This is a genomic window from Aeromonas sp. CD (assembly GCF_033349375.1).
GTDB lineage: Bacteria > Pseudomonadota > Gammaproteobacteria > Enterobacterales > Aeromonadaceae > Aeromonas > Aeromonas hydrophila.
In genome coordinates this window covers 3,776,695-3,801,852 of record NZ_CP137631.1, presented here as the reverse complement: position 1 = coordinate 3,801,852, position 25,158 = coordinate 3,776,695, and the positions used below count along the sequence as shown (strand labels likewise).

Below are 25,158 nucleotides of genomic sequence, written 5' to 3'. Positions count from 1 at the left end.
CAACGCCGGAGGTCCGATGCATTGCCCTTTCTGTAGTGCGGTAGATACCAAGGTGATCGATTCCCGTCTGGTGGCCGAAGGCCATCAGGTGCGCCGCCGTCGCGAATGCCTGCTCTGCCACGAGCGCTTCACTACCTTCGAGATGGCCGAGCTGGTGATGCCCCGCGTCATCAAGTCCAATGGCTCGCGCGAGCCGTTCAACGAAGACAAGTTGCGCGCCGGCATCTTGCGGGCGCTGGAGAAGCGGCCGGTGAGCATGGAGGCCATCGAAAAGGCGGTCAACCACATCAAGTCCCGCCTGCGCGCCACCGGCGAGCGCGAAGTCGCCTCCCAGCTGGTGGGCAACCTGGTGATGGACGAGCTCAAGAGCCTGGACAAGGTGGCCTATATCCGCTTTGCCTCCGTCTATCGCAGCTTTGAAGATATTCGCGAGTTCGGCGAAGAGATCGCCAAGCTGGAGAAGTAAGTCTTTCTTCCAAACCAGGTTGCCGCGTTCGATTACGCAGCGCTAATCGAACCTACGATATTGCATAAGCCTGGATGTGCTGTCAGAGGAGCCCAGATGTTTAGTCAAGACGATTACCAATGGATGAGCCGGGCCCTCGAACTGGCCCGCCGCGGCCGTTACACCACGGCCCCCAACCCTTGCGTCGGCGCCGTGCTGGTGAAGGCCGGTGTGGTGGTGGGAGAGGGCTGGCACCAGCGCGCCGGCGAGCCCCATGCCGAGGTGTACGCCCTGCATGCCGCCGGTGACAACGCCCGCGGCGCCACCGCCTACGTGACCCTGGAGCCCTGCTCCCATCACGGCCGCACCCCGCCCTGCGCCGAGGCACTGATCAAGGCCGGGGTGACCCGTGTGGTCGCCGCCATGGTGGATCCCAACCCTCAGGTGGGCGGGCGCGGCCTGCGCATGCTCTCCGAGGCGGGCATCAAGACCGATTTCGGCCTGCTGGCAAGCGAAGCCGAGGCGCTCAACCCGGGCTTTTTCAAGCGGATGCGCACCGCGTTTCCGCAGGTGACGGTCAAGCTCGGCGCCAGCCTGGATGGTCGCACCGCCATGGCGAGCGGCGAGAGCCAGTGGATCACCTCCCCGGAGGCGCGTCGCGACGTGCAGCGGCTGCGGGCTCGCCACGATGCGGTGCTCTCCAGCGCAGAAACCGTGCTGGCGGATAACGCCTCCCTCACCGTACGCTGGGACGAGCTGCCTGCCTCGGTCAAGGCCGCTTATCCCAAAGAGACTCTGCGCCAGCCGCTGCGGGTCATCGTCGATTCGCAAAACCGGCTCACCCCGGATCTGCCGCTGTTCCAGAGCGAGGGCCCGGTACTGCTGGCTCGCCACAAGGCATCCGGTGAGTGGCCCGCCTGGGTGCAGCAGCTGGAAGTGCCGCTGCTGGACGGCAAGCTGGATCTGGTCAGCCTGTTCATGCTGCTGGCCAAGCAGAACGTCAACTCGGTGCTGGTGGAGGCGGGACCGCGGCTGTGCGGCGCCCTGCTGGACAAGGGGCTGGTGGACGAGCTGGTGCTCTATCAGGCGCCCAAACTGATGGGGGATGAGGGGCGTGGCCTGTTCCACCTGCCGGCGCTGACCCGGCTGTTCCTGGCGCCCAAGCTCAACATCAAGGATGTGCGCATGGTGGGGCCGGATATCCGCATTACGGCCAGACTGGCCTGATTTATCAATGTTAAAGGGGGCGGTGCCGCCCCCGTCATCAGCAAGGTGATCTGCATGTTTACCGGAATTATCGAAGCGGTGGGAACCCTGGCCGAGCTGCGCCGTCAGGGTGAGGACATGGCCCTCACCGTGCACGCGCCGACCCTGGACTTTGGCGACGTCAAGCTGGGTGACTCCATCGCCACCAACGGCGTCTGCCTCACCGTGATTACGCTCGGCGACAAGAGCTATACCGCCGACGTGTCGCTGGAAACCCTCTCCCGCACCGGTTTCGCCACCGCCAGGGTGGGGGATCGGGTCAACCTCGAGAAGGCGTTGATGCCCACTTCCCGCCTTGGCGGCCACCTGGTCTCCGGCCATGTGGACGGCATCGGCGAGGTGAAGAGCAAGTCCGCCAGCGGCCGCGCCATCGAGTACTGGATCAAGGCGCCGGGCGAGCTCTCCCGCTACATCGCCGAGAAGGGCTCGATCGCGGTGGATGGCATCAGCCTCACCGTCAATGCGGTGCAGGGGGATCTGTTCCGGCTGACCATAGTGCCCCACACCGCCCAGGAGACCACCATCGCCCAGTGGAAACCTGGCTACAGGGTCAATCTCGAGGTGGATCCGATTGCCCGCTATCTGGAGCGGCTGATGCAGGGCAGGGGACAGGAGCAGAGCGCATCCAGCCTGACTCTGGAGAAGCTGGCCCAGTCCGGCTTCCTGTGACGCGGCACGGTGCGGGAAAAACGCTTTCTGTGATCCCGCTCCGATTGAAATGGGGCCCAGCGCCCCCATCTAGAGCACAATAGGCAGTATCAAGCCGAGCCGGCAGGCTCACACCCCCAAGCATGTTGATGGAGTAGCCCATGGCGCTAAGCACGACCCAGGAAATCATTGCCGATATCAAGGCTGGCAAGATGGTGATCCTGATGGATGACGAAGACAGGGAGAACGAAGGGGACCTCATCATGGCCGCCTCCTGTGTCCGCCCGGAAGATATCAACTTCATGGCCCGCTACGGCCGGGGGCTCATCTGTCTGACCCTGACCCGGGATCGCTGCAAGCAGCTGGCGCTGCCGCTGATGGTCGATCGCAACAATGCCCAGTTCTCCACCGCCTTTACCGTGACCATCGAAGCGGCCGAAGGGGTAACCACCGGCATCTCCGCCGCCGACCGCGCGGTGACCGTGCAGGCGGCGGTAGCGCCCAATGCCAAGGCCGCCGATCTGGTGCAGCCCGGCCACATCTTCCCGCTGATGGCGCAGGACGGTGGCGTGCTGACCCGCGCCGGCCACACCGAGGCCGGTTGCGATCTGGCCCGGTTGGCGGGTTACGAGCCGGCGTCCGTCATCGTCGAGATCCTCAACGAAGATGGCACCATGGCGCGCCGCCCTGATCTGGAGCTGTTCGCCGAGCAGCACGGCATCAAGCTTGGCACCATCGCCGACCTTATCGAATACCGCAACCAGCACGAGACTACGGTGGAGAAGGTGGCCGAGTGCAAGCTGCCCACCGAGTTTGGCGAGTTCGACCTCATCACCTTCCGCGACACCATCGACAACCAGGTGCACTTCGCCCTGAAAAAGGGTGAGGTACAGGCCGAACAGCCGACCCTGGTGCGGGTCCATTTGCACGACGTGCTGAGCGATCTGTTGTTGACCGATCGCCACAGCGCCCGCAGCTGGCCGTTGCCCAAATCCATGGCCCGCATCGCCGACGAAGGCGGGGTGCTGGTGATCCTGGGGGCGGAAGCCCACGGCGCCGAGCTGCTGGCCCGGGTCAAGGGGTTCGAGGCGGCGGACAAGGGGCTGGCACCGGAAGGGGCCAAGTGGCAGGGCACCTCGCGCCGGGTCGGCGTCGGTTCCCAGATCCTCAAGGCGCTGGGTGTGGGCAAGATGCGCCTGTTGAGCTCGCCGAAGAAGTACCATGCCCTTGGCGGTTTCGGTCTGGAAGTGGTGGAGTACGTCGGCGAATAAGCCTGATGCGATGAAACGGAGATGAAACAAGGGATGACCTCGGTCATCCCTTGTTGTTTTGCCTTAGCGGCGCCGGCGCAACCAGGCCAGCGGCAGCAGCAACAGGGCTGCGAAACCGGTGGCGCCACCACCGCCACTGCTTGACGTGGTCGTCGTTGTGGTGGTCGTGGTGGTATCCGGAGTCTCGGTGGGCTCGCTGGTGAGACTGATCAAGGCCCCTTCAAGGCGCTGGCTCGCCCCTTGTTCATTGGTGGCGGTGAGTTCAACGCCCTGCACGCGCAGGGTACCGACTGTGTCGTTGCCATCGGCGCGAAGCCGCAGGGTGCAGGTTTGACCCGCTTCCAGACGGGCGGCGCAGCCGTTGCTCATGGCGGGAGCGTCGCTGTAGATGCCGCTCAGGGTGACCGCCTGATTGCTGCGGTTGGCCAGCAGGTAGTCGGCCCAGCCACTGGTGCCTGAAGGCAGGATCAGGCCGCGGACCGTGGTCAGGGTGACGCCTTGCTGCTGCTCGGCGATCCAGTCACTGAAGGCGGGGGCGTAGACATAGCCACCGGCGCTGCCGGTGGCGCAGGGGAAGGCCCCGTAGCTGGTCACGCCGACCAGTTGTCCATCATAAGTGAGCGGACCACCGCTGTCGCCTTTGCAGGTGTCCTGACCGGCCAGCTTGCCGGCGAAGATATGGGTCGTGGTCGGGTCACCGTACCAGAAGTCCCGGTCTCCCCGATAGGCGAGATCCACCGCCAGCAGCTGCGGGCTGGCTTTGGTCGCGCTGGGGTCGATGCCACCGTACCCCAGGGCATGCAGCATGGTCGTGTTCTGCTGCCAGGTATCCTTGATGACGGGGTCGGCGATGGTGATCGGTGCCTGGGTAACGGGGGTGGCAAGGTGCAGCAAGGCCACATCCGAGGCGTTCGGGATGTCGCGATAACCCAGATTGATCAGCAGGTTGACGTAATACTCCGGGTGCATCAGCACCTGGTCGACCTTGCTGCGAAGGTGAGGACGGCTGAGATCACTCACCCCGATGGCGACTTCCATGGGGCCGGACTGGGCCTCGGCGACGCAGTGCGCTGCGGTGAGTACCCACTGCTTGTCGATGAGGGTGCCACCGCAGAAATTGCTCCAATTGCCGTTGACGACTTCGCCGACGGCCACCATCCAGCTGGGGGCCGTCACGGCGCTGCCGCCGATGATGCGTTGGCTACCAGCATCGGCCTGAACGGCCAGCGGCAGCAGGCAGGCGAGTGCGACGCCGCTGCGTTTTAAATCCAACATACTGAACTCCTTGATGTTATTATTTTTACCCCGTGCTGGGGCGACGTATTATTAACAGGTCGGAGCAGTTAAGCAAAAGGTCAATAGAGGTCTCATTACCAGAATTGTGATGCATGTTTTTGTCCGATTCCCCTTTGTGCTAGAATGTGCGCACTTTTGACTCCGGCCCCTTTTGATTGCACAGAGACAGGATTTCCCATGAAGGTTATCGAAGGAAATATCGCCGCTCCTGAGGCGCGCGTTGCTATTGTTGTTGCCCGTTTCAACAGCTTCATCAACGAAAGCCTGGTGGACGGTGCGGTAGACGTACTGAAGCGTCAAGGTCAAGTCCAGGACAGCAACCTGACCCTGGTGCGAGTGCCGGGCGCAGTCGAAATCCCCTTGGCCATCAAGAAGCTGGCCAAGAGTGGTCAATATGACGCCATCGTGGCGCTGGGCACCGTCATCCGTGGCGGCACCTATCACTTCGATCTGGTGGCAAACGAGAACAGCAAGGGCATGGCCCAGGTAATGATGGAATATGAAATTCCGGTTGCCTTCGGCGTACTGACCACTGAAAACATTGAACAAGCCATCGAGCGTGCCGGTACCAAGGCGGGTAACAAGGGTGCAGAGGCAGCATTGAGCGCGCTCGAAATGATCAACGTCCTGAAACAGCTGGACGTGTAACGAGGAGAAATGCATTGAAACCGTCCGAGCGCCGCAAGGCCCGCCATTGTGCCACCCAGGCCATCTACCAGTGGCAGATGACCAAGGCCAACGTGGGCGACATCGAAGAGCAGTTCAAGATCGATCAGGACACCAAGGGTGTGGACCTGAACTACTTCCGCGATCTGCTGTTCGGGGTAGCCCTCCACTGCAACGAGCTGGACAAGGTCTTCGCACCTTTCCTCTCCCGTCCGCTGGAAGAAGTGGACATGGTGGACAAGGCGATCCTGCGTCTGGCGACCTATGAGCTGACCCGTCGTGATGATGTGCCGCCGCGTGTGGCCATCAACGAAGCGATCGAGTTGGCCAAATCCTTTGCTGCCGATGACAGCCACAAGTTTGTCAACGGTGTACTGGACAAGGTGATCAAGTCGCTGAACAAGCGTTGATCCTGCTGTCCGTCAACAGCATCTAAGAGAGGAGCCAGCTTATTGCTGGCTTTTTACTGTATGGGTGAATTCGAGCTGATTGATAAGTACTTCAAGGTCCCCCACGCTCGCAAGGACGTGGTGATGGGCCCTGGAGATGATTGTGCCCTGCTGACCCTGCCCCCCGACACCCAGCTGGCGGTGAGCACGGATACCCTGGTGAGCGGCGTCCACTTCTTTCCCGACATGGATCCGGTGGATCTCGGCTACAAGGCGCTGGCGGTCAATCTATCCGATCTGGCCGCCATGGGCGCCGAGCCGCGCTGGGTGTCGCTGGCGCTGACCCTGCCCACCATCAACGAGGCCTGGGTGGCCGGTTTTGCGGAAGGGTTCCTGGAGCTTGCCGAATACTACAACGTGGCGCTGGTGGGCGGCGACATGACCCGCGGCCCGCTCTCCATCACGGTGTCGGTGAAAGGGTCGGTGCCGGCTGGCCGTGCCCTGCTGCGCAGCGGTGCCAAGGCCGGGGACGGGGTCTACGTGACCGGCACCCTGGGCGATGCCGCCCTGGCGCTCTCCCATCTGCTGGCCAAGCGAACCCTCAACGAGAACCAGCTGGCGGCCGTGCTGCCGCGCCTCGACCATCCCCATCCCCGTATTCTGGCCGGACAGGCCCTGCGCGGGCTGGCCGGCAGTGCGCTGGATCTCTCCGACGGGTTGGCCTCGGATCTCGGCCATATCCTCAAGGCCTCCGGCGTGCGGGCCCAGATCGATCTCGATCTGCTGCCGCTCTCGCCGGTGCTGCAGGATGCGGTGAGCGAACAGGATGGCTGGCAGCTGGCACTGGCCGGTGGCGATGACTACGAGCTCTGCTTCACCGTGCCGGAGGAGCATCGCGGCGCGCTGGACACGGCGCTGGCCAACTGCGGCGTCAAGTTTACCCGCATCGGCCGCATCGTTGCCGGCGAACCGGGCATCGACTATCTGCGGGGTGAACAAACGGTGGCGCTGGAACTGAAAGGGTGGGACCACTTCGCATGAGCCTGTTCACGATAAAGCCCGAGCTGAAGCGGCTGAACCTGAAGCATCCGCTGCACTTTCTGGCGGTGGGCTTTGGATCCGGCCTCTCGCCCAAGGCGCCGGGTACCATGGGGACGCTCGCCGCCATCCCCCTTTACCTGCTGGTAAGCGGTCTGTCGACGCCCTGGTTCATCGGGCTGCTGGTGCTGGGCTTCGTAGCGGGCATCCGCATCTGTCAGAGCGCCACCGATGCCATCGGCATGCCGGATCACGGTGCCATCGTCTGGGACGAGGTGATCGGTTTTGGGGTCACCATGATAGCGGCCCCGGCCGGCTGGGAGTGGGTGCTGGCCGGCTTCGTGCTGTTCCGATTGTTCGACATCCTCAAGCCCTGGCCCATCTCCTGGTTCGACCGCCGCATTCATGGCGGCCTCGGCATCATGCTGGACGATCTCATCGCCGGCCTGTTCGCCCTGTTTTGTATGCAATCACTGGCATACTGGCTGGGTTGAGGGTCACAGCAAGGGGGAGCGCCATGCTGGCATCCCCCTATATATCTCTGTTTAGTTTTCATTCATCGGCATATGCTGCCGTTAAAAAATCATTTCACATAAATATTCACTACTCATTCGAAGCTTAAGACTATTGTGTCAATAGTGAATATTCCCGCCTGTTACGCCATTGTTGAAAGTAAAATCACTAGTCAGGCATTTTATCGGTCATATAGTCTGTATATGTGATAGGAGTCATGATTTATGACTGCTGACTTGGCTGCTAACTGAGCAAAGTATTGCGAAATTGTATAACCCGATCATTTACACTCGCCGCCAAACCGTCTAAGTTACTCGCGGGTTATTCCAAAAAAATGCAAAAAACCCGCCCGGATCGCTGGTTTCGTTGTCTCATGGATTGAGCGTTTTGCAGTCATATCAAGCACTCAAGATCACCCCAAGGCACGACCGGCATCTGCGGCCGATTTACGGACGAATTATTTGGGACGGATGTCCCCCGCAGAGGTAAACATGTCCTTGCTCGAAGTGAAAAACTTGCGGATCGAGTACCCCTCCCGCTACGGGGTGCTGGCCGCAGTGAAGGATCTCTCTTTTTCCGTGGAAAAGGGGGAGATAGTCGGTGTGGTAGGCGAGTCCGGTGCCGGCAAGTCCACCATAGGCAACGCCGTCATCGACCTGCTGAGCCCCCCTGGCCGTATCGCCCGTGGCGACATCTATCTCAATGGCGAACTCATCTCCGGCAAGAGCCAGAACGAGATGCGGGCCATTCGAGGGTCGCGCATCGGCTTCATCTTCCAGGACCCCATGACCTCCCTCAACCCGCTGTTCACCGTCGAACGGCAGCTGGTTGAAACCATTCTGGCCAATACCGACCTCACCCGTGAGGCGGCCTTTGCCAAGGCGCTTTCCCTGATGGCGGCGGTGGGCATCCCGCAGCCTGAGCTGCGCATCAAGCAGTATCCCCATCAGTTCTCCGGCGGCATGCGCCAGCGGGTGGTGATTGCCATCGCCCTCTCCGGCGACCCTGAGCTCATCATCGCCGACGAGCCGACCACGGCGCTGGACGTCTCCATTCAGGATCAGATCCTTCAGCTCATCCGCAACCTCTGCAAAGAGCGGCAGGTGGGCTGCATGCTGGTGACTCACGACATGGGCGTGGTTTCCAACGTCACCGACAAGGTGGCGGTCATGTATCGCGGCGATCTGGTGGAGTTCGGTACCACCGAACAGGTGCTGGGTCGCCCCAACCACCCCTATACCCGCAGCCTCATCTCGGCGGTGCCCCGCTCGGATGTGAAGCTGGTGCGCTTCCCGCTGGTCTCCTATATCGAGGACGCCGGCGCGGCGGATACCAGCATCGATCTCAAGACCCACTGGCTCGGCCAGAGTCAGGACGAGCGCGCCTATGAAGGGGCGCTGCTGCGAGTGGAGAACGTGGATCTGAAGTTCGTCACCAAGGATTCCCTGTTCCCGAGCCGCCGTCAGTACGTGCGGGCCTGCAACAACATCAGCTTCGAGATCTTCGAGGGTGAAACCTTTGGTCTGGTGGGGGAGTCTGGCTCCGGCAAGTCGACCATCGCCCGTGCCATCACCGGCCTCTATCCGCCCGATACCGGCAAGATCTTCTTCGAGGGGATCGATCTGACCGCGCTCAAGGGCGAGCATGAGCGCCGCCCGCTGCGTCGCCAGATGCAGATGGTGTTCCAGAACCCCTACTCCTCGATGAACCCGCGCATGAAGGTGCGCGACATCATCGCAGAGCCGATCCGTTTTCATAAGCTGGCCGGCAGCGAGAGCCAGATCGAGGGGATCGTGGGAGATCTGCTGGATCACGTCGGCCTTGGCCGCGGTGCCGGGGTCAAGTATCCCCACGAATTCTCCGGCGGCCAGCGTCAGCGCATTTCCATTGCCCGCGCCCTGGCGACCCGGCCACGCTTCCTCATCTGTGACGAGCCCACCTCGGCGCTGGATGTGTCGGTGCAGGCCCAGATCCTCAACCTGCTCAAGGATCTGCAGCAGGAGCTTGGCCTCACCATGCTGTTCATCAGTCACGATCTGCCGGTCATCCGCCAGATGTGCGATCGCATCGGGGTGATGCAGCACGGTCATCTGGTGGAAGTGGCGGAGACCGAGAAACTCTTTACCAATGCCGAGCATGAGTACAGCCGCAAGCTGATCTCCCTCATGCCGGAGTTCAAGGGAATGTCCCGCGAGGGGCTGGAAATCGCAAGCTAGGAAAGGGGCGGCCCGCCGCTCTGCTTGTCAAAAAAAGTGTCAATAAAAAGCCAAAAGCATGGAGAAAGACATGAAGAAAGGATTATCCAAGATTGCCCTGGCGCTGTTTGCCGCCGGTTTCGCTTTTAACGTTTCTGCCGTCGACATCAAGGTCGCCGTCGCCTCCGACGCCACCTCGCTGGACCCGCAGGAGCAGCTCTCCGGTCAGACCCTGGAGATGTCCCACCTGGTGTTCGATCCGCTGATGCGTTACACCCAGGACCTGAAATTCGAGCCGCGTCTGGCCGAGAAGTATGAGCGCATCGACGACAAGACCGTGCGCTTCTTCCTGCGCAAGGGCGTCAAGTTCCACTCCGGCAACGACTTCACCGCCGACGACGTGGTGTGGACCGTCAACCGTCTGAAGTCCTCCGTCGACTTCAAGGCCATCTTCGACCCCATCGCCGAAGTGAAGAAGGTCGATGAGTACACCGTCGATCTCGTCACCGCCAAGCCGTTCCCGCTGGTGCTGCAGACCGTCACCTATATCTTCCCGATGGACTCCAAGTTCTATACCGGGAAGACCGAGGCTGGCAAAGACAAGGCCGAGATCGTCAAGAATGGCGACTCTTACGCCTCCACCCACGTCTCCGGTACCGGCCCGTTCAGCGTCAAGTTCCGCGAGCAGGGCGTGAAGCTGGAGTACACCCGCAACGCCAACTACTGGGACAAGGCCTCCAAGGGCAACGTCGACAACCTGACTGTGGTGCCCATCAAGGAAGACGCCACCCGCGTGGCGGCCCTGCTGGGTGGCGACGTGGACGTGATCTACCCGGTTGCGCCGAACGATCTGGAGCGCGTGAAGAACGGCAAGGACACTCAGCTGGTGACCCTGTCCGGTACCCGCGCCATCATCATCGAGCTGAACCAGAACACCAACCCGGCGCTGAAAGACAAGCGCGTGCGTCAGGCGATCAACTACGCCATCAACCAAGTGGGCATCGTCGAGAAGATCAATAAAGGCTTCGGTACCCCTGCCGGCCAGCTGAGCCCGAAAGGCTATGCCGGTCACAACGAGGCGCTCAAGCCCCAGTATGATCTGGCCAAGGCCAAGCAGCTGATGAAGGAAGCCGGCTATGAGCAGGGCTTCAAGATGAGCTTCATCTCCCCGGCTGCCCGTTACGTCAACGACGTCAAGATTGCCCAGGCCGTCTCCGCCATGCTGGCCAAGATCAACATCAAGGTGGATCTGAAGACCATGCCGGTGGCCCAGTACTGGCCTGAGTTTGACAAGTGCGCCGCGGACATGCAGCTGATCGGCTGGCACTCCGACACCGAAGACAGTGCGAACTTCTTCGAGTTTCTGACCTTCACCAAGGATGCCAAGACCGGCATGGGCCAGTACAACTGCGCCGGTTATGCCAACGCCGAGGCTGACAAGCTGGTCGAGCAGGCCAACGCCGAGACCGATCCGGCCAAGCGTGCCGAGATGCTGAAGAAGGTGGAAGCCATGCTGATCGACGACGCTGCCTATGTGCCGCTGCACTGGGAAGATCTGGCCTACGGCGCCAAGAAGAACGCCGACATCAAGCCGGTGGTCAACGTGATGAACTTCCCTTACTTCGGCGACCTGGTGGTCGGCAAGTAAGCGAAGGTTGCAAGGAAGGACGGGGCGGGGTGGTCAGCCGGCCACCCCGCCTGCTAACAGAAGCCTGTGCCATGACACAGGCCACGTAGAAGGACAAGCATGTTTACATTCCTGCTGAAACGGTTCTATCAGGCCGTGATAGTGATGTTCGTCATCAGCCTGGTCGCCTTCTCCATCCAGGACAACCTGGGGGATCCGTTGCGCGAGCTGGTGGGACAATCGGTCTCCGAAGCCCAGCGCCACGAATTGCGCGAGAAGATGGGCCTCAACGATCCTTTCCTCGTCAAATACAGCCGCTTCTTGAAGAACGCGGTACACGGGGATCTGGGTACTTCCTACTTCTTCAAGCGACCAGCCCTCGAGGTTATCCTCGACAAGCTGGTGGCTACTCTTGAGCTGGTGTTTGGCGCTGCGCTGATCATCGTGGTGGTCTCCATTCCGCTTGGGGTCTACTCGGCGATCCGCCCGCACAGCATACCGACCAAGATCATCATGGCGGGGAGCAGCATCGGCATCTCGATCCCGGTGTTCCTGACCGCCATCATGCTGATGTACCTCTTCTCCATCCAGCTGGGCTGGCTGCCGGCCTATGGCCGCGGCGAGACCTACAACCTGCTGGGCTGGGAGTCGGGCTTCTTCACCTGGGACGGCATCAAGCATTTGATCCTGCCCTGCGTGGCGCTCTCCTCCATCATGCTGCCGCTGTTCATCCGGCTGGTGCGCTCCGAGATGCTGGAGCAGCTCTCCTCCGAGTACGTCAAGTTCGCCCGTGCCAAGGGGCTGGACAACAACAAGGTCTACTACAGCCACGCCCTCAAGAACACCATGCTGCCGGTCATTACCGTCGGTGGTGTACAGATCGGTACCATGGTGGCCTACACCATCCTGACCGAGAGCGTGTTCCAGTGGCCGGGGACCGGCTTTCTGTTCCTGGAGGCGATCCATCGGGTCGATACGCCCCTCATCACCGCCTACGTCATCTTCGTCGGGCTCATTTTCGTGGTGACCAATACCCTGGTCGACCTGCTCTACGGGTTGATCAACCCGACCGTCAACCTGACCGCCAAGGGGTAACAGATGACTCATGCTGTGACTGCAAGCCCAAGCCGTTGGGCTCGTTTTAAAAATTCCGACATCGTCTACTACTTCCTGCGGGACAAGGTAGCCATGTTCAGCTTTGCGGTGTTCGTGGTGTTCGTACTGGCGGCGCTGCTGGCACCCTGGCTGGCCCCGTACAACGTCTATGACCAGACCAGCTTTGATCTGATGGATGCCGAATTGCCGCCCTCCTGGCTGGCAGGGGGCGAAGAGCGCTTCTGGCTCGGTACCGACAACCAGGGCCGCGACATCTGGAGCACCATTCTCTATGGCGCCCGCATCTCGTTGACCATAGGTCTGTTCGCGGTGGCGCTGCAGCTGGTGCTCGGCATCGTCATCGGGCTGATGGCCGGTTACTTCGGTGGCCGCATCGACAGCCTGCTGATGCGCTTTGCCGACGTGCAGCTGTCGTTCTCCACCATGATGGTGGCGATCATCATCTCCGCCATCTTCCAGGCGACGTTTGGTTCCGAGTTCTACTCGAAGTTTGCCATCCTGATGCTGGTGGTGATCATCGGTATCGCCGAGTGGCCGCAGTACGCCCGAACCGTGCGCGCCTCGGTGCTGGCGGAGAAGAAGAAGGAGTATGTGGAAGCGGCCAAGGTGATGGGCTTTCGCGCCCCGCGCATCATGTTCCGCCACATTCTGCCCAACTGCCTGTCGCCGATCCTGGTCATCTCCACGGTGCAGGTGGCCAACGCCATCATGAGCGAGGCGGCCCTCTCCTTCCTCGGTCTGGGGATGCCAGTGGATCAGCCGTCGCTGGGCTCGCTCATCAGCGTGGGCTTCAACTACATCTTCTCCGGTTCCTGGTGGATCACCGCCTTCCCGGGCATCTGCCTGGTGGTGCTGGTGCTGGTCATCAACCTGCTGGGTGACTGGCTGCGGGATGTGTTCAATCCCAAGCTCTACAAGGGCTGATGGCCACTGATAAACCAACGAGACAGACAAACAAAAAGGGCGCCATAACGGCGCCCTTTTGCTGTGTGCTGAGGAGGTCAAGCCTGCAGCCACTGCTCGATGCTGCGCTGGATGCCGGCGCCATCGAGCCCCAACAGAGCGTAGATCTCTTCCTGGGTACCCTGTTCGACGAAGCGATCCGGCAGGCCGAGATTGAGCACCGGCTTGCACTGTTTGCTGCGCATCAGCAGCTCGTTCACCGCAGAGCCCGCGCCGCCCATGATGGCGTTGTCCTCGAGGGTGACGAACTGATCGTGGGTCGCGGCCAGGGAGAGCACCAGGGCCTCGTCCATCGGCTTGACGAAGCGCATGTCCACCAGGGTGGCATCGAGCGCCTCGGCTGCCGCTTTGGCCTGTTGCAGCAGGGTGCCGAACGCCATGATGGCAGTGCCCTTGCCCTGACGGACAATGCGGCCCTTGCCGAGCGCCAGCGCCTGCATCTCGCTCTCGACCTGGATGCCGGTGCCACTGCCGCGGGGGTAGCGTACCGCCGCCGGCCCGTTGCACTGGTAGCCGGTGTAGAGCATCTGGCGGCATTCGTTCTCGTCGGATGGGGTCATGATCACCATGTTGGGCACGGTGCGCAGGAAGCTGATGTCGAACGCCCCCTGATGAGTGGGGCCATCGGCCCCCACCAGACCGGCCCGATCGATGGCGAACAGCACCGGCAGCTCTTGCAGCGCCACATCGTGGATCAGCTGGTCGTAGGCCCGCTGCAGGAAGCTCGAGTAGATGGCGACCACCGGCTTCTGGTCGGCGATGGCGAGACCGGCGGCGAAGGTGACCGCATGCTGCTCGGCGATGGCTACGTCGAAGTAGCGATCCGGATACTGCTGGCTGAACTTCACTAGGCCGGAGCCTTCGCGCATGGCCGGGGTGATGCCGACCAGCCGCTCATCCTTGGCCGCCATGTCGCACAGCCACTGGCCGAAGATGGCGGAGAAGCTCGGCTTGCCGCCGCTCGCCTTGGGCAGGGTGCACTCGTCCGGATTGAACTTGGGCACGCCGTGATAACCAATGGGGTCCTTCTCGGCAGGCTCGTAGCCCTTGCCCTTCTTGGTCTTGACGTGCAGCAGCTGCGGCCCCTTGAGGTTGCGCATGTTGCGCAGGGTCTCGACCAGAGCGTTGATGTCATGGCCGTCGATGGGGCCGATGTAGTTGAAGCCAAACTCCTCGAACAGGGTGCCGGGCACCACCATTCCCTTGAGGTGCTCCTCGGCCCGCTTGGCCAGCTCCTTGACCGGCGGCAGGCCGGCCAGCACCTTCTTGCCACCCTCGCGGATGGTGGTGTAGAGCTTGCCAGACATGATGCGGGCCAGGTGGTTGTTCAGTGCCCCGACATTTTCGGAGATGGACATCTCGTTGTCGTTGAGCACCACCAGCATGTCCTTGTGGACATCGCCGGCGTGATTGAGGGCCTCGAACGCCATGCCGGCGGTAATGGCACCGTCGCCGATCACCGCTACCACCTTGCGGCCAAGCCCCTCGCTCTCGGCTGCCACGGCCATGCCGAGCGCCGCACCGATGGAGGTGCTGGAGTGGCCGACCGAAAGCACGTCATATTCGCTCTCGCCGCGCCAGGGGAAGGGGTGCAGACCATCTTTCTGGCGGATGCTCTGCATCCGATCGCGGCGACCGGTGAGGATCTTGTGGGGATAAGCCTGGTGGCCCACGTCCCACACCAGCCGATCGAACGGGGTGTTGTAGACGTAATGCAGCGCCACCGTCAGTTCGACGGTGCCGAGCCCGGAGGCAAGATGGCCACTGGAGCGACTCACCGAACGCAGCAGATATTCACGCAGTTCGTTGCACAGCACGGGCAGTCGCTCGAATGGCAGGGATCGCAACTCGACCGGCGTATCCGCGAGGGCCAGGTTGGGGAAATTGCTTATATCAACGCTCATATTGTTACTGTTATCCAGCGTTTAGTGGGTTCGCTCGATGATGTAATCGGCAAACGCTTCCAGAATGTCGGTATTGTAGGGCAAAGATTGCAAGGCTGTTAAGGCTTTACCATGCAGTTCGCGAGCCAGCTCACGGGCATTGTCGAGCCCCAGCAGCGCCGGATAGGTACTCTTTTCCAGCGCCAGATCGGAACCTTGCCGCTTGCCGAGGGTGGCGGTATCGCCCGTGATGTCGAGGATGTCATCCTGCACCTGAAAGGCGAGACCGATGGCGGCGGCATAGGTTTGCAGCGCGCTCAGGGTGGCGTCATCCACGTCGGCCTTGCACAGGGCGCCAAGCGCCACGGCGCACTCGATGAGGGCCCCGGTCTTGTGACGGTGTACCTGTTCCAGTTCGGCGAGGGAGATCTGGCGACCTTCCGCCTGCAGATCCAGCGCCTGGCCACCGCACATGCCGAGATAACCCGAGGCGCGGGCCAGCCGGCTCAGCATCCGTACCCGGTTGGCCAGCAGCGCGTCCGGCATCGGGTGATCGGCCAGAATGGTGAAGGCCAGGGTCTGCAGGGCGTCGCCGGCCAAAATGGCGGTGCCTTCATCGAAGGCCTTGTGCACCGTCGGCTGACCGCGACGCAGATCGTCGTTGTCCATGGCGGGCAGGTCGTCGTGCAGCAGGGAGTAGGCGTGAATGCACTCTACCGCGGCGGCCGGGCCATCCAGCAGTTCGTTCTTTACGCCCAGCATCTCGCCGACGGCGTAGACCAGGAAGGGGCGCACCCGTTTGCCGCCCAGCAGCAGGCCGTAGCGCATGGCATCGCGCAGGCGGGGGGCCATGGCGGGCAAGGATTCAAGTTGTGCAGACAGACAGTCGTCAATACGTTGCCGGTGCAGGCGGGAAAAATCGTCCAGCGTCACTCACTCCTCTCCTTGCTCTGGCTGGAAGGGGACGGCTTGCTCGCTGCCATCGGCCTGAGTCAGCAGGATCTGGATCTTCTGCTCGGCCTGCTCCAGCTTCTGCTGACCGGCCCGCACCAGATGAATGCCCTGCTCAAACTGCTTGAGGGCCTCTTCCAGCGGCAGGGAGCCCTGTTCCAGTTGATGAACTATGGTTTCCAGCTCTTCCAGAGTGGCATCAAAACTCAGGCGGTCGATTTTTTTACTGGCCATGTCCATCCTCGGGGATTGAAAAAAACGGCTTATCTTAACATCGACGACGGGCAGGGGGGAGGCAGAAAAATGCCGTCGGCTTAAACTCTCGGAAAAGTGGCCGATAATAAGCCATCTTCTGAACGGGGAAAATTGTGGCAACCCTTGCCGCTGATGAGCCAATAGCAGAAAATTCAACAAACTGCAGATACAACAAATTTCAGCTGACAGGAGTAGGGATGTGGATCTAGGTAGTCTGATTGGCATAGTGCTGGGATTTGGGGTGGTGGTGTACGGCATGCTGCTGGGGGGCCCCATGAGCATGTATGTGGATATGCCCTCGGTCTATATCACTATTCTCGGGTCCATCTTCATCGCCATGATGAAGTTCAACCTCGGCCAGTTTCTGATGGCGTTCAAGGTGGCCGGCAAGGCGTTCATCTACAAGGGGGACAAGCTAGACGACCTGATCGTCAAGGCGGTCGAGCTGGCGGACGCGGCCCGCAAGGGGGGCTTCCTGGCCCTGGAGGCGGCCGAGGTGCCCAATGCCTTCATGAAGAAGGGCATCGACATGCTGGTGGACGGCCATGATGCCGACGTCATCCGTGCCGTGATGGAGAAGGACATCGAGCTGACCTCGGAGCGCCACGTCATCGCCATCAAGGTGTTCCGCTCCCTGGGGGATCTTGGCCCCGCCATGGGGATGATCGGTACCCTGGTGGGGCTGGTGGCCATGCTGGCCAACATGAGCGACCCCAAATCCATCGGCCCGGCCATGGCGGTGGCCTTGCTCACCACCCTGTACGGGGCGATCGAGGCCAACATGATCGCCATCCCCATCGCCGACAAGCTGGAGCTGCGCAGCGGTGAGGAGAGGCTGAGTCGCTGTCTGGTGCTGGACGCCATCATGGGCATTCAGGATGGCCAGAACCCGCGGGTGATCCAGTCCATGCTGCAGAACTACCTGAACCAGTCCAAACGTAACAATGGCAGCGAGTAGGGGTTCTTATGTCTGATTGCAAGTGTCCGCCACCCGGGTTGCCCGGCTATATGGGAACCTTCGCTGACCTGATGTCGCTGTTGATGTGCTTCTTCGTGCTGCTGCTCTCGTTTGCCGAGATGGACGTGCAGAAGTTCAAGCAGATTGCCGGCTCCATGGAGAAGGCGTTCGGGGTGCAGAACATTCTCGAGGTGAAGGACATCCCTAAGGGAACCTCCGTCATCGCTCAGGAATTCAGGCCGGGTCGCCCGGAGCCCACCCCCATCGATACCATCATGCAGCAGACCATGGACATGACCCAGACCGAGCTGGATTTCCAGCCCGGCGATGCCGATCAGGCCGGCGGTCATGACAAGAGCGAAGAGAAGCTGGTGGGGGGCGACACCCAGCAGGAAGCGCAGAAACAACAGCAGCAGGAGCAGTCCAACGCGCTGGCCAAGGCGTTGGCGGATCAGATGAAGGCGCAGATCCAGGATGGTGCCATCGAAGTGGAGGCGCTGGGCCAGCAGATCATTATCCGGATCCGGGAAAAAGCGGCCTTCCCGGCGGGTTCCGCCTTCCTGCAGCCCCAGTTCTGGCCGGTGGTGCGCAAGGTGGCGGCTCTGCTCAAGGATGTGCCCGGCGAGATCACCGTCTCGGGCCACACCGATGATGCCGCCACTGAGGATGAGCTGTTCCAGTCCAACTGGGAGCTCTCCTCCCAGCGGGCGGTGGCGGTAGCCCACCAGATGATCAAGGTGCCGGGCTTCGATGGTGGCCGGCTGGTGGTACAGGGCATGGCTGATTCCCAGCCGCTGGTGCCCAACACCAGCCCGGAAAACCGGCGCATGAACCGGCGGGTGGAAATCTCCATCATGCAGGGCAAACCGACGGTGTCAGCCCCGATCAGCGCACAGGAGCAGAAATAGTTCCGGCAAATTCTGATGAGAAAGCGCGATCCCGCTCGCAGGGACTGACATGGATTTTGTGCCGGCTTCATATTAAGATGCCTCATCCGAACCGACAGCTGCGGCTCTCTCTGATAGCCGCAGCTTCTCTTTTCAAGCAACCCAGGTTTCGACTATGAATCATACTCCGATGACTGTTCGCGGCGCTGAAAAGCTGCGTGAAGAGCTCGAATATCTCAAGACCGAGCTGCGTCCGCAGATTATCGAAGCGATTGCAGATGCCCGTGAACATGGTGATCTGAAAGAAAACGCCGAATACCATGCTGCCCGCGAGCAGCAAGGCTTCTGTGAAGGCCGTATCCAGGAAATCGAGAGCAAGCTCTCCAACGCCCAGGTGATCGACATCACCAAGATGACCAACAATGGTCGCGTCATCTTCGGGGCAACCGTGACTCTGCTCAAGAGCGAGACGGAAGAAGAGGTGGTCTACCGTATCGTGGGCGACGACGAGGCGGACATCAAACAGAACATGATCTCCGTGAATTCCCCCATTGCCCGTGCTCTGATCGGCAAGGAAGTGGACGATGTGGCCATCGTCAAGACGCCGGCAGGCGATGTGGAGTACGAGATCCTGGAAGTTGCCTACCTCTGAGGTAGGTTGATGCCAGAACAGGGGAGCCCGGCTCCCCTGTTTGTATTTAGCGGGGCTGGTAAGCCTGGGTGAAGGCGTCCTGATGACGCTGGAACATCCAGTTGCGCAGCAGTTCAAGGTCCGGTTTGGCCATCTGGAAATGCAGTGCCCAGCCCTGAATGCCGTTGCGACGATGAATGTGCCTTACCAGCTCTGCGCTGAGCGGCAGGGGGGCGAGATCCTCAATGAGCAGGCTGCCTGTCAAGGTGGCGCCGACGGCCAGCCCGGGCGGCAGGCCCTCGACGACCAGACCATCGAGCGACAGGCTGTGCACCAGATACTCGTGCTCACCCATCCTGAAGCTGGCCTGCTCGTCCAGCCGCCAGGTGCGTGGATGGGGATAACCCAGCTCCTTGATGACGGGGGCGGTGATGCGTGGCTCGACGAAGCCATCATCCCCTTGAGTGAAGCGCAGCGGAAAACGGAGCTGATGCCCGGCAAAACGGGCTTCCAGCACCAGCTGGTCGGCGCGTTGCAGCAGGCCTAGCAGGGGAGTGGCGAGATAACCGCTCAGGGATTGACCGGCGGCCGTCTCCTGATCGCTTCCCAAGTCCCGTAGCATGGCCAGTTCATCTTCGGTGAGAATCTGATGGTGATCCATAGCGGGTATCCACGAGTATTCATCGCAGGTTAAGGGCCTGGCGACTACTTTGGCAAGCGACTTGGGAAGAAGGGAAATGAAGGAAAGAGCGATGCTCTTTCCTGTTACTTGCGGGGCAGTTGGATTTTCGGCTCGTTGGCCTGACGATAGATGGTCAGCACGTGGCCGATGCTCTGTACTTTCACCGCGCCGGTTTCACGGACGATGGCATCCATAACCAGCTGTTTCATCTCACGATCTTCAGACGCAACCTTAACCTTGATCAGCTCGTGGTGGTTGAGCGCCAGATCGATCTCGGCCAGCACACCTTCGGTCAGACCGTGTTGTCCCAGCAGGACGACCGGCTTCAGACTGTGGGCAAGGCCCTTGAGGTACTGTTTCTGTTTATTGTTGAGAATCATGGCAATTTCTTCATAAGTCAGGGTTGAAAGGGGCGTATTCTACCCCCACTTAGCCCTTAATACTAATAACCCTTGTGGTTTTTTAAAGTCGACGATCATGACCCAGAAAAAACATTCCCCCAGTTCAACCCGCTGGTTAAAAGAGCATTTTGACGATCAATACGTCAAAAAAGCCCAGAAGTTGGGACTGAGATCCCGTGCCGTGTTCAAGATCGACGAGATCCAGGGCAAGGACAAACTGCTCAAGCCGGGCATGACGGTGGTGGATCTGGGGGCGGCCCCCGGTGGCTGGTCCCAGTTTGCCATCGACCAGGTCGGTGACAAGGGTCGAGTGATCGCCTGCGATATTCTGCCGATGGATTCCATCGCCGGTGTCGATTTCCTTCAGGGCGACTTTCGGGAGGAAACTGTGCTGGGCGCTCTGCTTGAACGGGTAGGTCCGGACAAGGTTGACGTCGTCATGTCCGACATGGCGCCCAACATGAGCGGTACCCAGCAGGTGGATCAGGCCCGTTCCATGTATCTGGTCGAACTGGCGCTGGACATGTGCAATCAGGTCCTGCGGGCCAACGGCAGCTTCGTGGTCAAGGTGTTCCAGGGGGAGGGGTTTGATATCTATCTCAATGAAATCCGTAAACTTTTCACTGCCGTCAAGATTCGTAAACCAGACTCGTCTCGTGCCCGTTCACGAGAAGTCTACATTGTGGCTACCGGTTTTAAACTGTAGTACCCTAACCTTCATCGTTAACTGTCAGTCTGCGAGGTTACTGATTTGAGTGACATGGCGAAAAACCTAATCCTGTGGCTGGTCATCGCCGTCGTGTTGATGTCGGTGTTCAATAGCTTCAGCCCCAGCGATACCACCAGTCGCCAGCTGGACTATTCCAGCTTCGTTAAAGAAGTGACCCAAGAGCAGATCCGTGAAGTGCGGATGGATGGCAAGGTCATTAATGGCGTCAAGCGCACCGGTGAACGCTTCACCACCATCATCCCGGCGCCGGATCCCCAGCTGCTCAACGACATGCTCAATCACAATGTCAAAGTGATGGGCGAGAAGCCGGAAGAGCCGTCTCTGCTGACGTCCATCTTCATTTCCTGGTTTCCGATGTTGCTGCTGATCGGTGTCTGGGTCTTCTTCATGCGTCAAATGCAGGGCGGTGGTGGCAAGGGTGCCATGTCGTTCGGCAAGAGCAAGGCTCGCCTGATGAGTGAAGATCAGATCAAGACCACTTTTGCCGACGTGGCTGGCTGTGACGAGGCCAAGGAAGAGGTGAAGGAGCTGGTCGACTATCTGCGCGATCCGAGCAAGTTCCAGAAACTGGGTGGCAAGATCCCGACCGGCGTACTGCTGGTCGGTCCTCCCGGTACCGGTAAGACCCTGCTGGCCAAGGCCATTGCGGGCGAGGCCAAGGTGCCCTTCTTTACCATTTCGGGTTCAGATTTCGTCGAGATGTTCGTGGGTGTCGGTGCCTCCCGGGTGCGCGACATGTTCGAGCAGGCCAAGAAGTCTTCTCCCTGCATCATCTTCATTGACGAGATCGATGCGGTCGGTCGCCAGCGTGGCGCCGGTCTGGGCGGTGGTCATGACGAGCGTGAGCAGACCCTGAACCAGATGCTGGTCGAAATGGATGGCTTTGAAGGCAATGAAGGCATCATTGTCATCGCCGCCACCAACCGTCCTGACGTACTGGACCCGGCCTTGCTGCGTCCGGGTCGTTTCGACCGCCAGGTCGTGGTCGGTCTGCCGGATGTCCGTGGTCGCGAACAGATCCTGAAAGTGCACATGCGCAAGGTGCCGTTGGCGGATGATGTCAATCCGGCGCTGATTGCCCGCGGCACCCCCGGTTTCTCCGGTGCTGACCTGGCCAACCTGGTCAACGAAGCGGCCCTGTTCTCGGCCCGCGAGAGCCGTCGTGTGGTTTCCATGGCCGAGTTTGAAAAGGCCAAGGACAAGATCATGATGGGCGCGGAACGTCGCTCCATGGTGATGAAAGAGTCCGAGAAGGAGATGACGGCCTATCACGAAGCCGGTCACGCCATCATTGGTCGTCTGGTGCCGGATCATGATCCCGTCTACAAGGTCTCCATCATTCCGCGCGGTCGTGCGCTGGGTGTGACCATGTATCTGCCAGAGCAGGATCGCTGGAGCCACTCCAAGCAGCATCTGGAGTCCATGATCTCCAGCCTGTATGGCGGTCGTCTGGCGGAAGAGTTGATCTACGGTGCCGAGAAGGTATCGACCGGTGCGTCCAACGACATCGAGCGCGCCACCGACATCGCCCGCAAGATGGTGACTCAGTGGGGCATGTCCGAGCGTCTCGGCCCCATGCTCTACGCGGAAGAAGATGGCGAGGTGTTCCTCGGTCGCAGCATGGCCAAGGCCAAGCACATGTCCGATGATACTGCGCGCGTCATCGACGCCGAGGTCAAGCAGGTCATCGATCGCAACTACGCCCGCTCCAAGCAGATCCTGCTGGACAACATGGACGTGCTGCACAGCATGAAAGATGCGTTGATGAAGTACGAGACCATCGATGCCAAGCAGATCGATGATCTGATGGCTCGCCGCGAAGTGCGTGCCCCCAGCAACTGGCATGATGAGCACGGTGATACCCCGCAAGGCGGTGCCACGGTTGCAGCAGAGGCCAAGCCGGCGGTAGCCGAGACCGAGCAGGTGGCTGATGTGGATATCGACAAGGCCAACGATCTGCCGGCCAAATAAATCGTGATGATACAAACCCCGGGCTGGCCCCGGGGTTTTTCTTTATGTCAACGGAAGTAACGATGCAGCTAACCAGCAAGGGGCTCAGCCTCTCCCTCGAACGTCCCCACGTCATGGGGATCCTCAATGTGACACCGGACTCCTTCTCCGACGGCGGTCATTTCAATCAGCTGGAGCGGGCGATGACCCATGCGCGCCAGATGGTGGCGGAGGGGGCGACCCTCATCGACATCGGTGGCGAGTCGACCCGTCCCGGAGCGCCCGATGTGAGCGAGCAGGAGGAGCTGGACAGAGTCATTCCTGTGGTGGAGCGCATGGTCGCCGAGCTGGAGGTGATGATCTCCCTGGATACCTCCAAGGCGGCGGTAATGCGGGAAGGCTGCGCGGCGGGTGCCCATCTTATCAACGACGTACGAGCCCTGCTCGAGCCGGGGGCCCTGGCCGCGGCCGCCGTTGCCAACGTTCCGGTGTGCCTGATGCACATGCAGGGACAGCCCAGAACCATGCAGGCAGAGCCGCATTATGACGATCTGCTGGGGGAGGTGAGGGCTTTCTTCGACGAGCGGATCGCCGCCTGCCTGGCAGCGGGAATACGGAGGGAGCAGTTGTTGCTGGACCCCGGTTACGGTTTTGGCAAGACGCTCGCGCACAACTATCAGCTGCTTGCGCAGCAGGAGAAGTTGCTCGATTACCAGCTTCCGCTCTTGGTCGGTATGTCGCGAAAGTCTATGATAGGCAACCTGCTCGGCCGTTCAGTTGATGAACGGCTGGCCGGCAGTCTGGCCTGTGCGCTCATCGGGATGCAGCGCGGTGCCCGGATCATTCGGGTGCACGATGTGCGAGCGACCATGGATGCCTTGCGTACTGGCTGGATGGTCATGACGGGACAAGATTTCATATCCAAATAAAAACGAGAACAGACAATGGCAAGAAAGTATTTTGGCACCGACGGTGTACGCGGCAAGGTGGGTGAATACCCAATCACCCCGGATTTCGTGATGAAACTGGGCTGGGCAGCGGGCAAGGTGCTCTCCAAGAAGGGTACTCGCAAGGTGCTGATCGGCAAGGATACCCGCATCTCCGGCTACATGCTGGAGTCCGCACTGGAGGCGGGCCTGTCCGCCGCGGGTCTCAAGGCCATTTTGATGGGCCCCATGCCCACCCCGGCCGTCGCCTACCTGACCCGCACCTTCCGAGCAGAAGCCGGCATCGTCATCAGCGCTTCCCACAACCCCTATTACGACAACGGCATCAAGTTCTTCTCCGCCGACGGTACCAAGCTGCCTGACGAAGTCGAGATGGCTATCGAAGCCGAGCTGGACCACGAGCTGAAGTGTGTGGAGTCCGCCGAGCTGGGCAAGGCACTGCGCATCGACGATGCCGCCGGTCGTTACATCGAATTCTGCAAGAGCACTTTCCCCTCCAATCTGAGCCTGGAAGGGCTGAAGATGGTGGTTGACTGTGGTCATGGTGCGACCTACCACATTGCGCCCTCCGTGTTCCGCGAGCTGGGGGCAGAAGTGATCGCCATCGGCTGCAGCCCGGATGGTCTCAACATCAACGACGGTGTCGGTTCGACCGCGCCCGAAGCCCTGGCGGCCAAGGTGCTGGAGTGCAAGGCGGATCTGGGGGTGGCCTTCGATGGTGATGGCGACCGTCTGGTGATGGTGGACAACACCGGCTATATCATCGACGGCGATGAAATCCTCTACATCATTGCCCGCGATGCACTGCGCAATGGTCGCCTCAAGGGAGGCGTGGTGGGCACCCTGATGGCCAACATGGGTCTGGAACTGGCGCTGCAGACCCTCGGCATCCCGTTCGCTCGCGCCAAGGTGGGCGATCGCTACGTGCTGGAGATGATGAACGAGAAGGGCTGGCGCATCGGTGGCGAGAATTCCGGTCACATCATCTGCCTGGATCAGACCACTACCGGGGATGGCATCGTCGCCGCCCTGCAGGTACTGACAGCCATCTGTACCGCCGAGATGCCGCTGGCCAAGCTGCGCTCCGGCATGAACAAGTTCCCGCAGGTGCTGGTCAATGTGCGCTTTGCCGAAGGCAAGGACCCGCTGGCGGCCGACGCCGTGCAGCAGGAAGTGGCCAAGGTGGAACAGGAGCTGGCTGGTCGTGGTCGTGTGCTGCTGCGCAAATCTGGCACCGAACCTCTGATCCGCGTGATGGTGGAAGGGGAACATGAACAGCAGGTGCGTGATATGGCCCAACGCATCGCACAACAGGTCGAATCGGCGTTTTAATGAACAAAAAGGGCGGCTTTTAAGCCGCCCTGGTTGTATCTTGTTCAAACGATTCGAAAATTTGAAAATAGCGCTTGTCAGCTGACAATCCTCTGGATATTATCAGCCCCGCTTTCGC

25 protein-coding genes are annotated in these 25,158 nt (G+C 60.7%); 19 read left to right on the top strand and 6 right to left on the bottom strand.

The features are described from left to right. Nucleotides 1-16: 16 nt before the first annotated feature. The 4 genes from nrdR (at nt 17) to ribBA (ending at nt 3,630) form a co-directional block, all read left to right on the top strand. Nucleotides 17-466, top strand: coding sequence for a transcriptional regulator NrdR (gene nrdR / locus R2E40_RS17540; protein WP_010675395.1), 450 nt, complete (start codon nt 17-19; stop codon nt 464-466). A 96-nt stretch (nt 467-562) separates the two neighbouring features. Next, complete coding sequence (gene ribD / locus R2E40_RS17535) at nt 563-1,672, top strand: bifunctional diaminohydroxyphosphoribosylaminopyrimidine deaminase/5-amino-6-(5-phosphoribosylamino)uracil reductase RibD (RefSeq protein WP_318164009.1); 1,110 nt, start codon at nt 563-565, stop codon at nt 1,670-1,672. A 54-nt stretch (nt 1,673-1,726) separates the two neighbouring features. Beyond that, a complete protein-coding gene (locus tag R2E40_RS17530) occupies nt 1,727-2,380 on the top strand; it encodes a riboflavin synthase (protein ID WP_318164008.1) in 654 nt (217 codons plus the stop codon). 140 nt (nt 2,381-2,520) lie between these two features. Then, the gene (gene ribBA / locus R2E40_RS17525; protein ID WP_016351734.1) at nt 2,521-3,630 is read left to right on the top strand and encodes a bifunctional 3,4-dihydroxy-2-butanone-4-phosphate synthase/GTP cyclohydrolase II; all 1,110 of its coding nucleotides are present in this window, start codon (nt 2,521-2,523) and stop codon (nt 3,628-3,630) included. Nucleotides 3,631-3,693: 63 nt separating this feature from the next. Here ribBA and R2E40_RS17520 read toward each other — a convergent pair whose 3' ends face one another. Next, on the bottom strand, nt 3,694-4,905 hold the full coding sequence (locus tag R2E40_RS17520; protein ID WP_318164007.1) for a serine protease: 1,212 nt from the start codon (nt 4,903-4,905) through the stop codon (nt 3,694-3,696). Between the two features lie 198 nt (nt 4,906-5,103). On the opposite strand from R2E40_RS17520, the gene ribE reads away from it, so the two are divergent. The 8 genes from ribE to R2E40_RS17480 all read left to right on the top strand — a co-directional run bounded on the left by ribE (nt 5,104) and on the right by R2E40_RS17480 (nt 13,394). After that, nucleotides 5,104-5,574, top strand: a complete 471-nt coding sequence (gene ribE, locus R2E40_RS17515) for a 6,7-dimethyl-8-ribityllumazine synthase (protein WP_016351731.1) — start codon at nt 5,104-5,106, stop codon at nt 5,572-5,574. 14 nt (nt 5,575-5,588) lie between these two features. After that, complete coding sequence (gene nusB, locus R2E40_RS17510) at nt 5,589-6,002, top strand: transcription antitermination factor NusB (protein WP_011707095.1); 414 nt, start codon at nt 5,589-5,591, stop codon at nt 6,000-6,002. A gap of 60 nt (nt 6,003-6,062) precedes the next feature. Continuing rightward, nucleotides 6,063-7,022: a thiamine-phosphate kinase gene (gene thiL / locus R2E40_RS17505; protein WP_011707094.1), complete on the top strand. Its 960-nt coding sequence runs from the start codon at nt 6,063-6,065 to the stop codon at nt 7,020-7,022. Next, on the top strand, nt 7,019-7,513 hold the full coding sequence (locus R2E40_RS17500) for a phosphatidylglycerophosphatase A (RefSeq protein WP_024944273.1): 495 nt from the start codon (nt 7,019-7,021) through the stop codon (nt 7,511-7,513). The genes thiL and R2E40_RS17500 overlap by 4 nt, the downstream gene beginning before the upstream one ends. A 510-nt stretch (nt 7,514-8,023) precedes the next feature. Continuing rightward, nucleotides 8,024-9,748: a dipeptide ABC transporter ATP-binding protein gene (locus R2E40_RS17495; protein WP_011707092.1), complete on the top strand. Its 1,725-nt coding sequence runs from the start codon at nt 8,024-8,026 to the stop codon at nt 9,746-9,748. Between the two features lie 70 nt (nt 9,749-9,818). Further along, nucleotides 9,819-11,375, top strand: coding sequence for an ABC transporter substrate-binding protein (locus R2E40_RS17490; RefSeq protein WP_011707091.1), 1,557 nt, complete (start codon nt 9,819-9,821; stop codon nt 11,373-11,375). Between the two features lie 99 nt (nt 11,376-11,474). Next, the gene (locus tag R2E40_RS17485; RefSeq protein ID WP_011707090.1) at nt 11,475-12,449 is read left to right on the top strand and encodes an ABC transporter permease; all 975 of its coding nucleotides are present in this window, start codon (nt 11,475-11,477) and stop codon (nt 12,447-12,449) included. A 3-nt stretch (nt 12,450-12,452) separates the two neighbouring features. After that, nucleotides 12,453-13,394 carry an ABC transporter permease gene (locus R2E40_RS17480; RefSeq protein ID WP_257685567.1) on the top strand — a complete coding sequence of 314 codons (942 nt, stop codon included), beginning with the start codon at nt 12,453-12,455 and terminating at the stop codon, nt 13,392-13,394. A 77-nt stretch (nt 13,395-13,471) separates the two neighbouring features. Here R2E40_RS17480 and dxs read toward each other — a convergent pair whose 3' ends face one another. The 3 genes from dxs to xseB are packed head-to-tail and all read right to left on the bottom strand — an operon-like array spanning nt 13,472 to nt 16,501. After that, a complete protein-coding gene (dxs, locus tag R2E40_RS17475; RefSeq protein ID WP_252375773.1) occupies nt 13,472-15,337 on the bottom strand; it encodes a 1-deoxy-D-xylulose-5-phosphate synthase in 1,866 nt (621 codons plus the stop codon). A 21-nt stretch (nt 15,338-15,358) separates the two neighbouring features. Further along, nucleotides 15,359-16,249 carry a (2E,6E)-farnesyl diphosphate synthase gene (gene ispA, locus R2E40_RS17470; protein WP_049048209.1) on the bottom strand — a complete coding sequence of 297 codons (891 nt, stop codon included), beginning with the start codon at nt 16,247-16,249 and terminating at the stop codon, nt 15,359-15,361. Beyond that, complete coding sequence (xseB, locus tag R2E40_RS17465; RefSeq protein WP_016351725.1) at nt 16,250-16,501, bottom strand: exodeoxyribonuclease VII small subunit; 252 nt, start codon at nt 16,499-16,501, stop codon at nt 16,250-16,252. It abuts the gene before it with no gap. Between the two features lie 220 nt (nt 16,502-16,721). Here xseB and pomA point away from each other — a divergent pair, with 220 nt between their 5' ends. From pomA to greA, 3 genes are all read left to right on the top strand, one after another. Continuing rightward, nucleotides 16,722-17,480 carry a flagellar motor protein PomA gene (pomA, locus tag R2E40_RS17460; RefSeq protein WP_065479052.1) on the top strand — a complete coding sequence of 253 codons (759 nt, stop codon included), beginning with the start codon at nt 16,722-16,724 and terminating at the stop codon, nt 17,478-17,480. 8 nt (nt 17,481-17,488) lie between these two features. Continuing rightward, nucleotides 17,489-18,388, top strand: coding sequence for a flagellar motor protein MotB (locus R2E40_RS17455; protein WP_065479051.1), 900 nt, complete (start codon nt 17,489-17,491; stop codon nt 18,386-18,388). 154 nt (nt 18,389-18,542) lie between these two features. Further along, entirely contained in the window at nt 18,543-19,019 is a 477-nt protein-coding gene (greA, locus tag R2E40_RS17450; RefSeq protein ID WP_011707083.1) for a transcription elongation factor GreA, read from the top strand. A gap of 46 nt (nt 19,020-19,065) precedes the next feature. Here greA and R2E40_RS17445 read toward each other — a convergent pair whose 3' ends face one another. Then, nucleotides 19,066-19,659: a PilZ domain-containing protein gene (locus R2E40_RS17445; RefSeq protein ID WP_318164006.1), complete on the bottom strand. Its 594-nt coding sequence runs from the start codon at nt 19,657-19,659 to the stop codon at nt 19,066-19,068. A gap of 104 nt (nt 19,660-19,763) precedes the next feature. Beyond that, a complete protein-coding gene (gene yhbY, locus R2E40_RS17440) occupies nt 19,764-20,060 on the bottom strand; it encodes a ribosome assembly RNA-binding protein YhbY (RefSeq protein WP_005298134.1) in 297 nt (98 codons plus the stop codon). Nucleotides 20,061-20,157: 97 nt separating this feature from the next. Between yhbY and rlmE the strand changes: the two genes are divergently transcribed. From rlmE to glmM, 4 genes are all read left to right on the top strand, one after another. Then, nucleotides 20,158-20,787, top strand: coding sequence for a 23S rRNA (uridine(2552)-2'-O)-methyltransferase RlmE (gene rlmE / locus R2E40_RS17435; protein WP_011707081.1), 630 nt, complete (start codon nt 20,158-20,160; stop codon nt 20,785-20,787). 45 nt (nt 20,788-20,832) lie between these two features. Continuing rightward, the gene (gene ftsH, locus R2E40_RS17430; RefSeq protein WP_011707080.1) at nt 20,833-22,782 is read left to right on the top strand and encodes an ATP-dependent zinc metalloprotease FtsH; all 1,950 of its coding nucleotides are present in this window, start codon (nt 20,833-20,835) and stop codon (nt 22,780-22,782) included. A 62-nt stretch (nt 22,783-22,844) separates the two neighbouring features. Beyond that, entirely contained in the window at nt 22,845-23,690 is an 846-nt protein-coding gene (folP, locus tag R2E40_RS17425) for a dihydropteroate synthase (protein ID WP_318164005.1), read from the top strand. A gap of 15 nt (nt 23,691-23,705) precedes the next feature. Next, a complete protein-coding gene (gene glmM / locus R2E40_RS17420; RefSeq protein WP_016351721.1) occupies nt 23,706-25,040 on the top strand; it encodes a phosphoglucosamine mutase in 1,335 nt (444 codons plus the stop codon). Nucleotides 25,041-25,158: the final 118 nt, after the last annotated feature.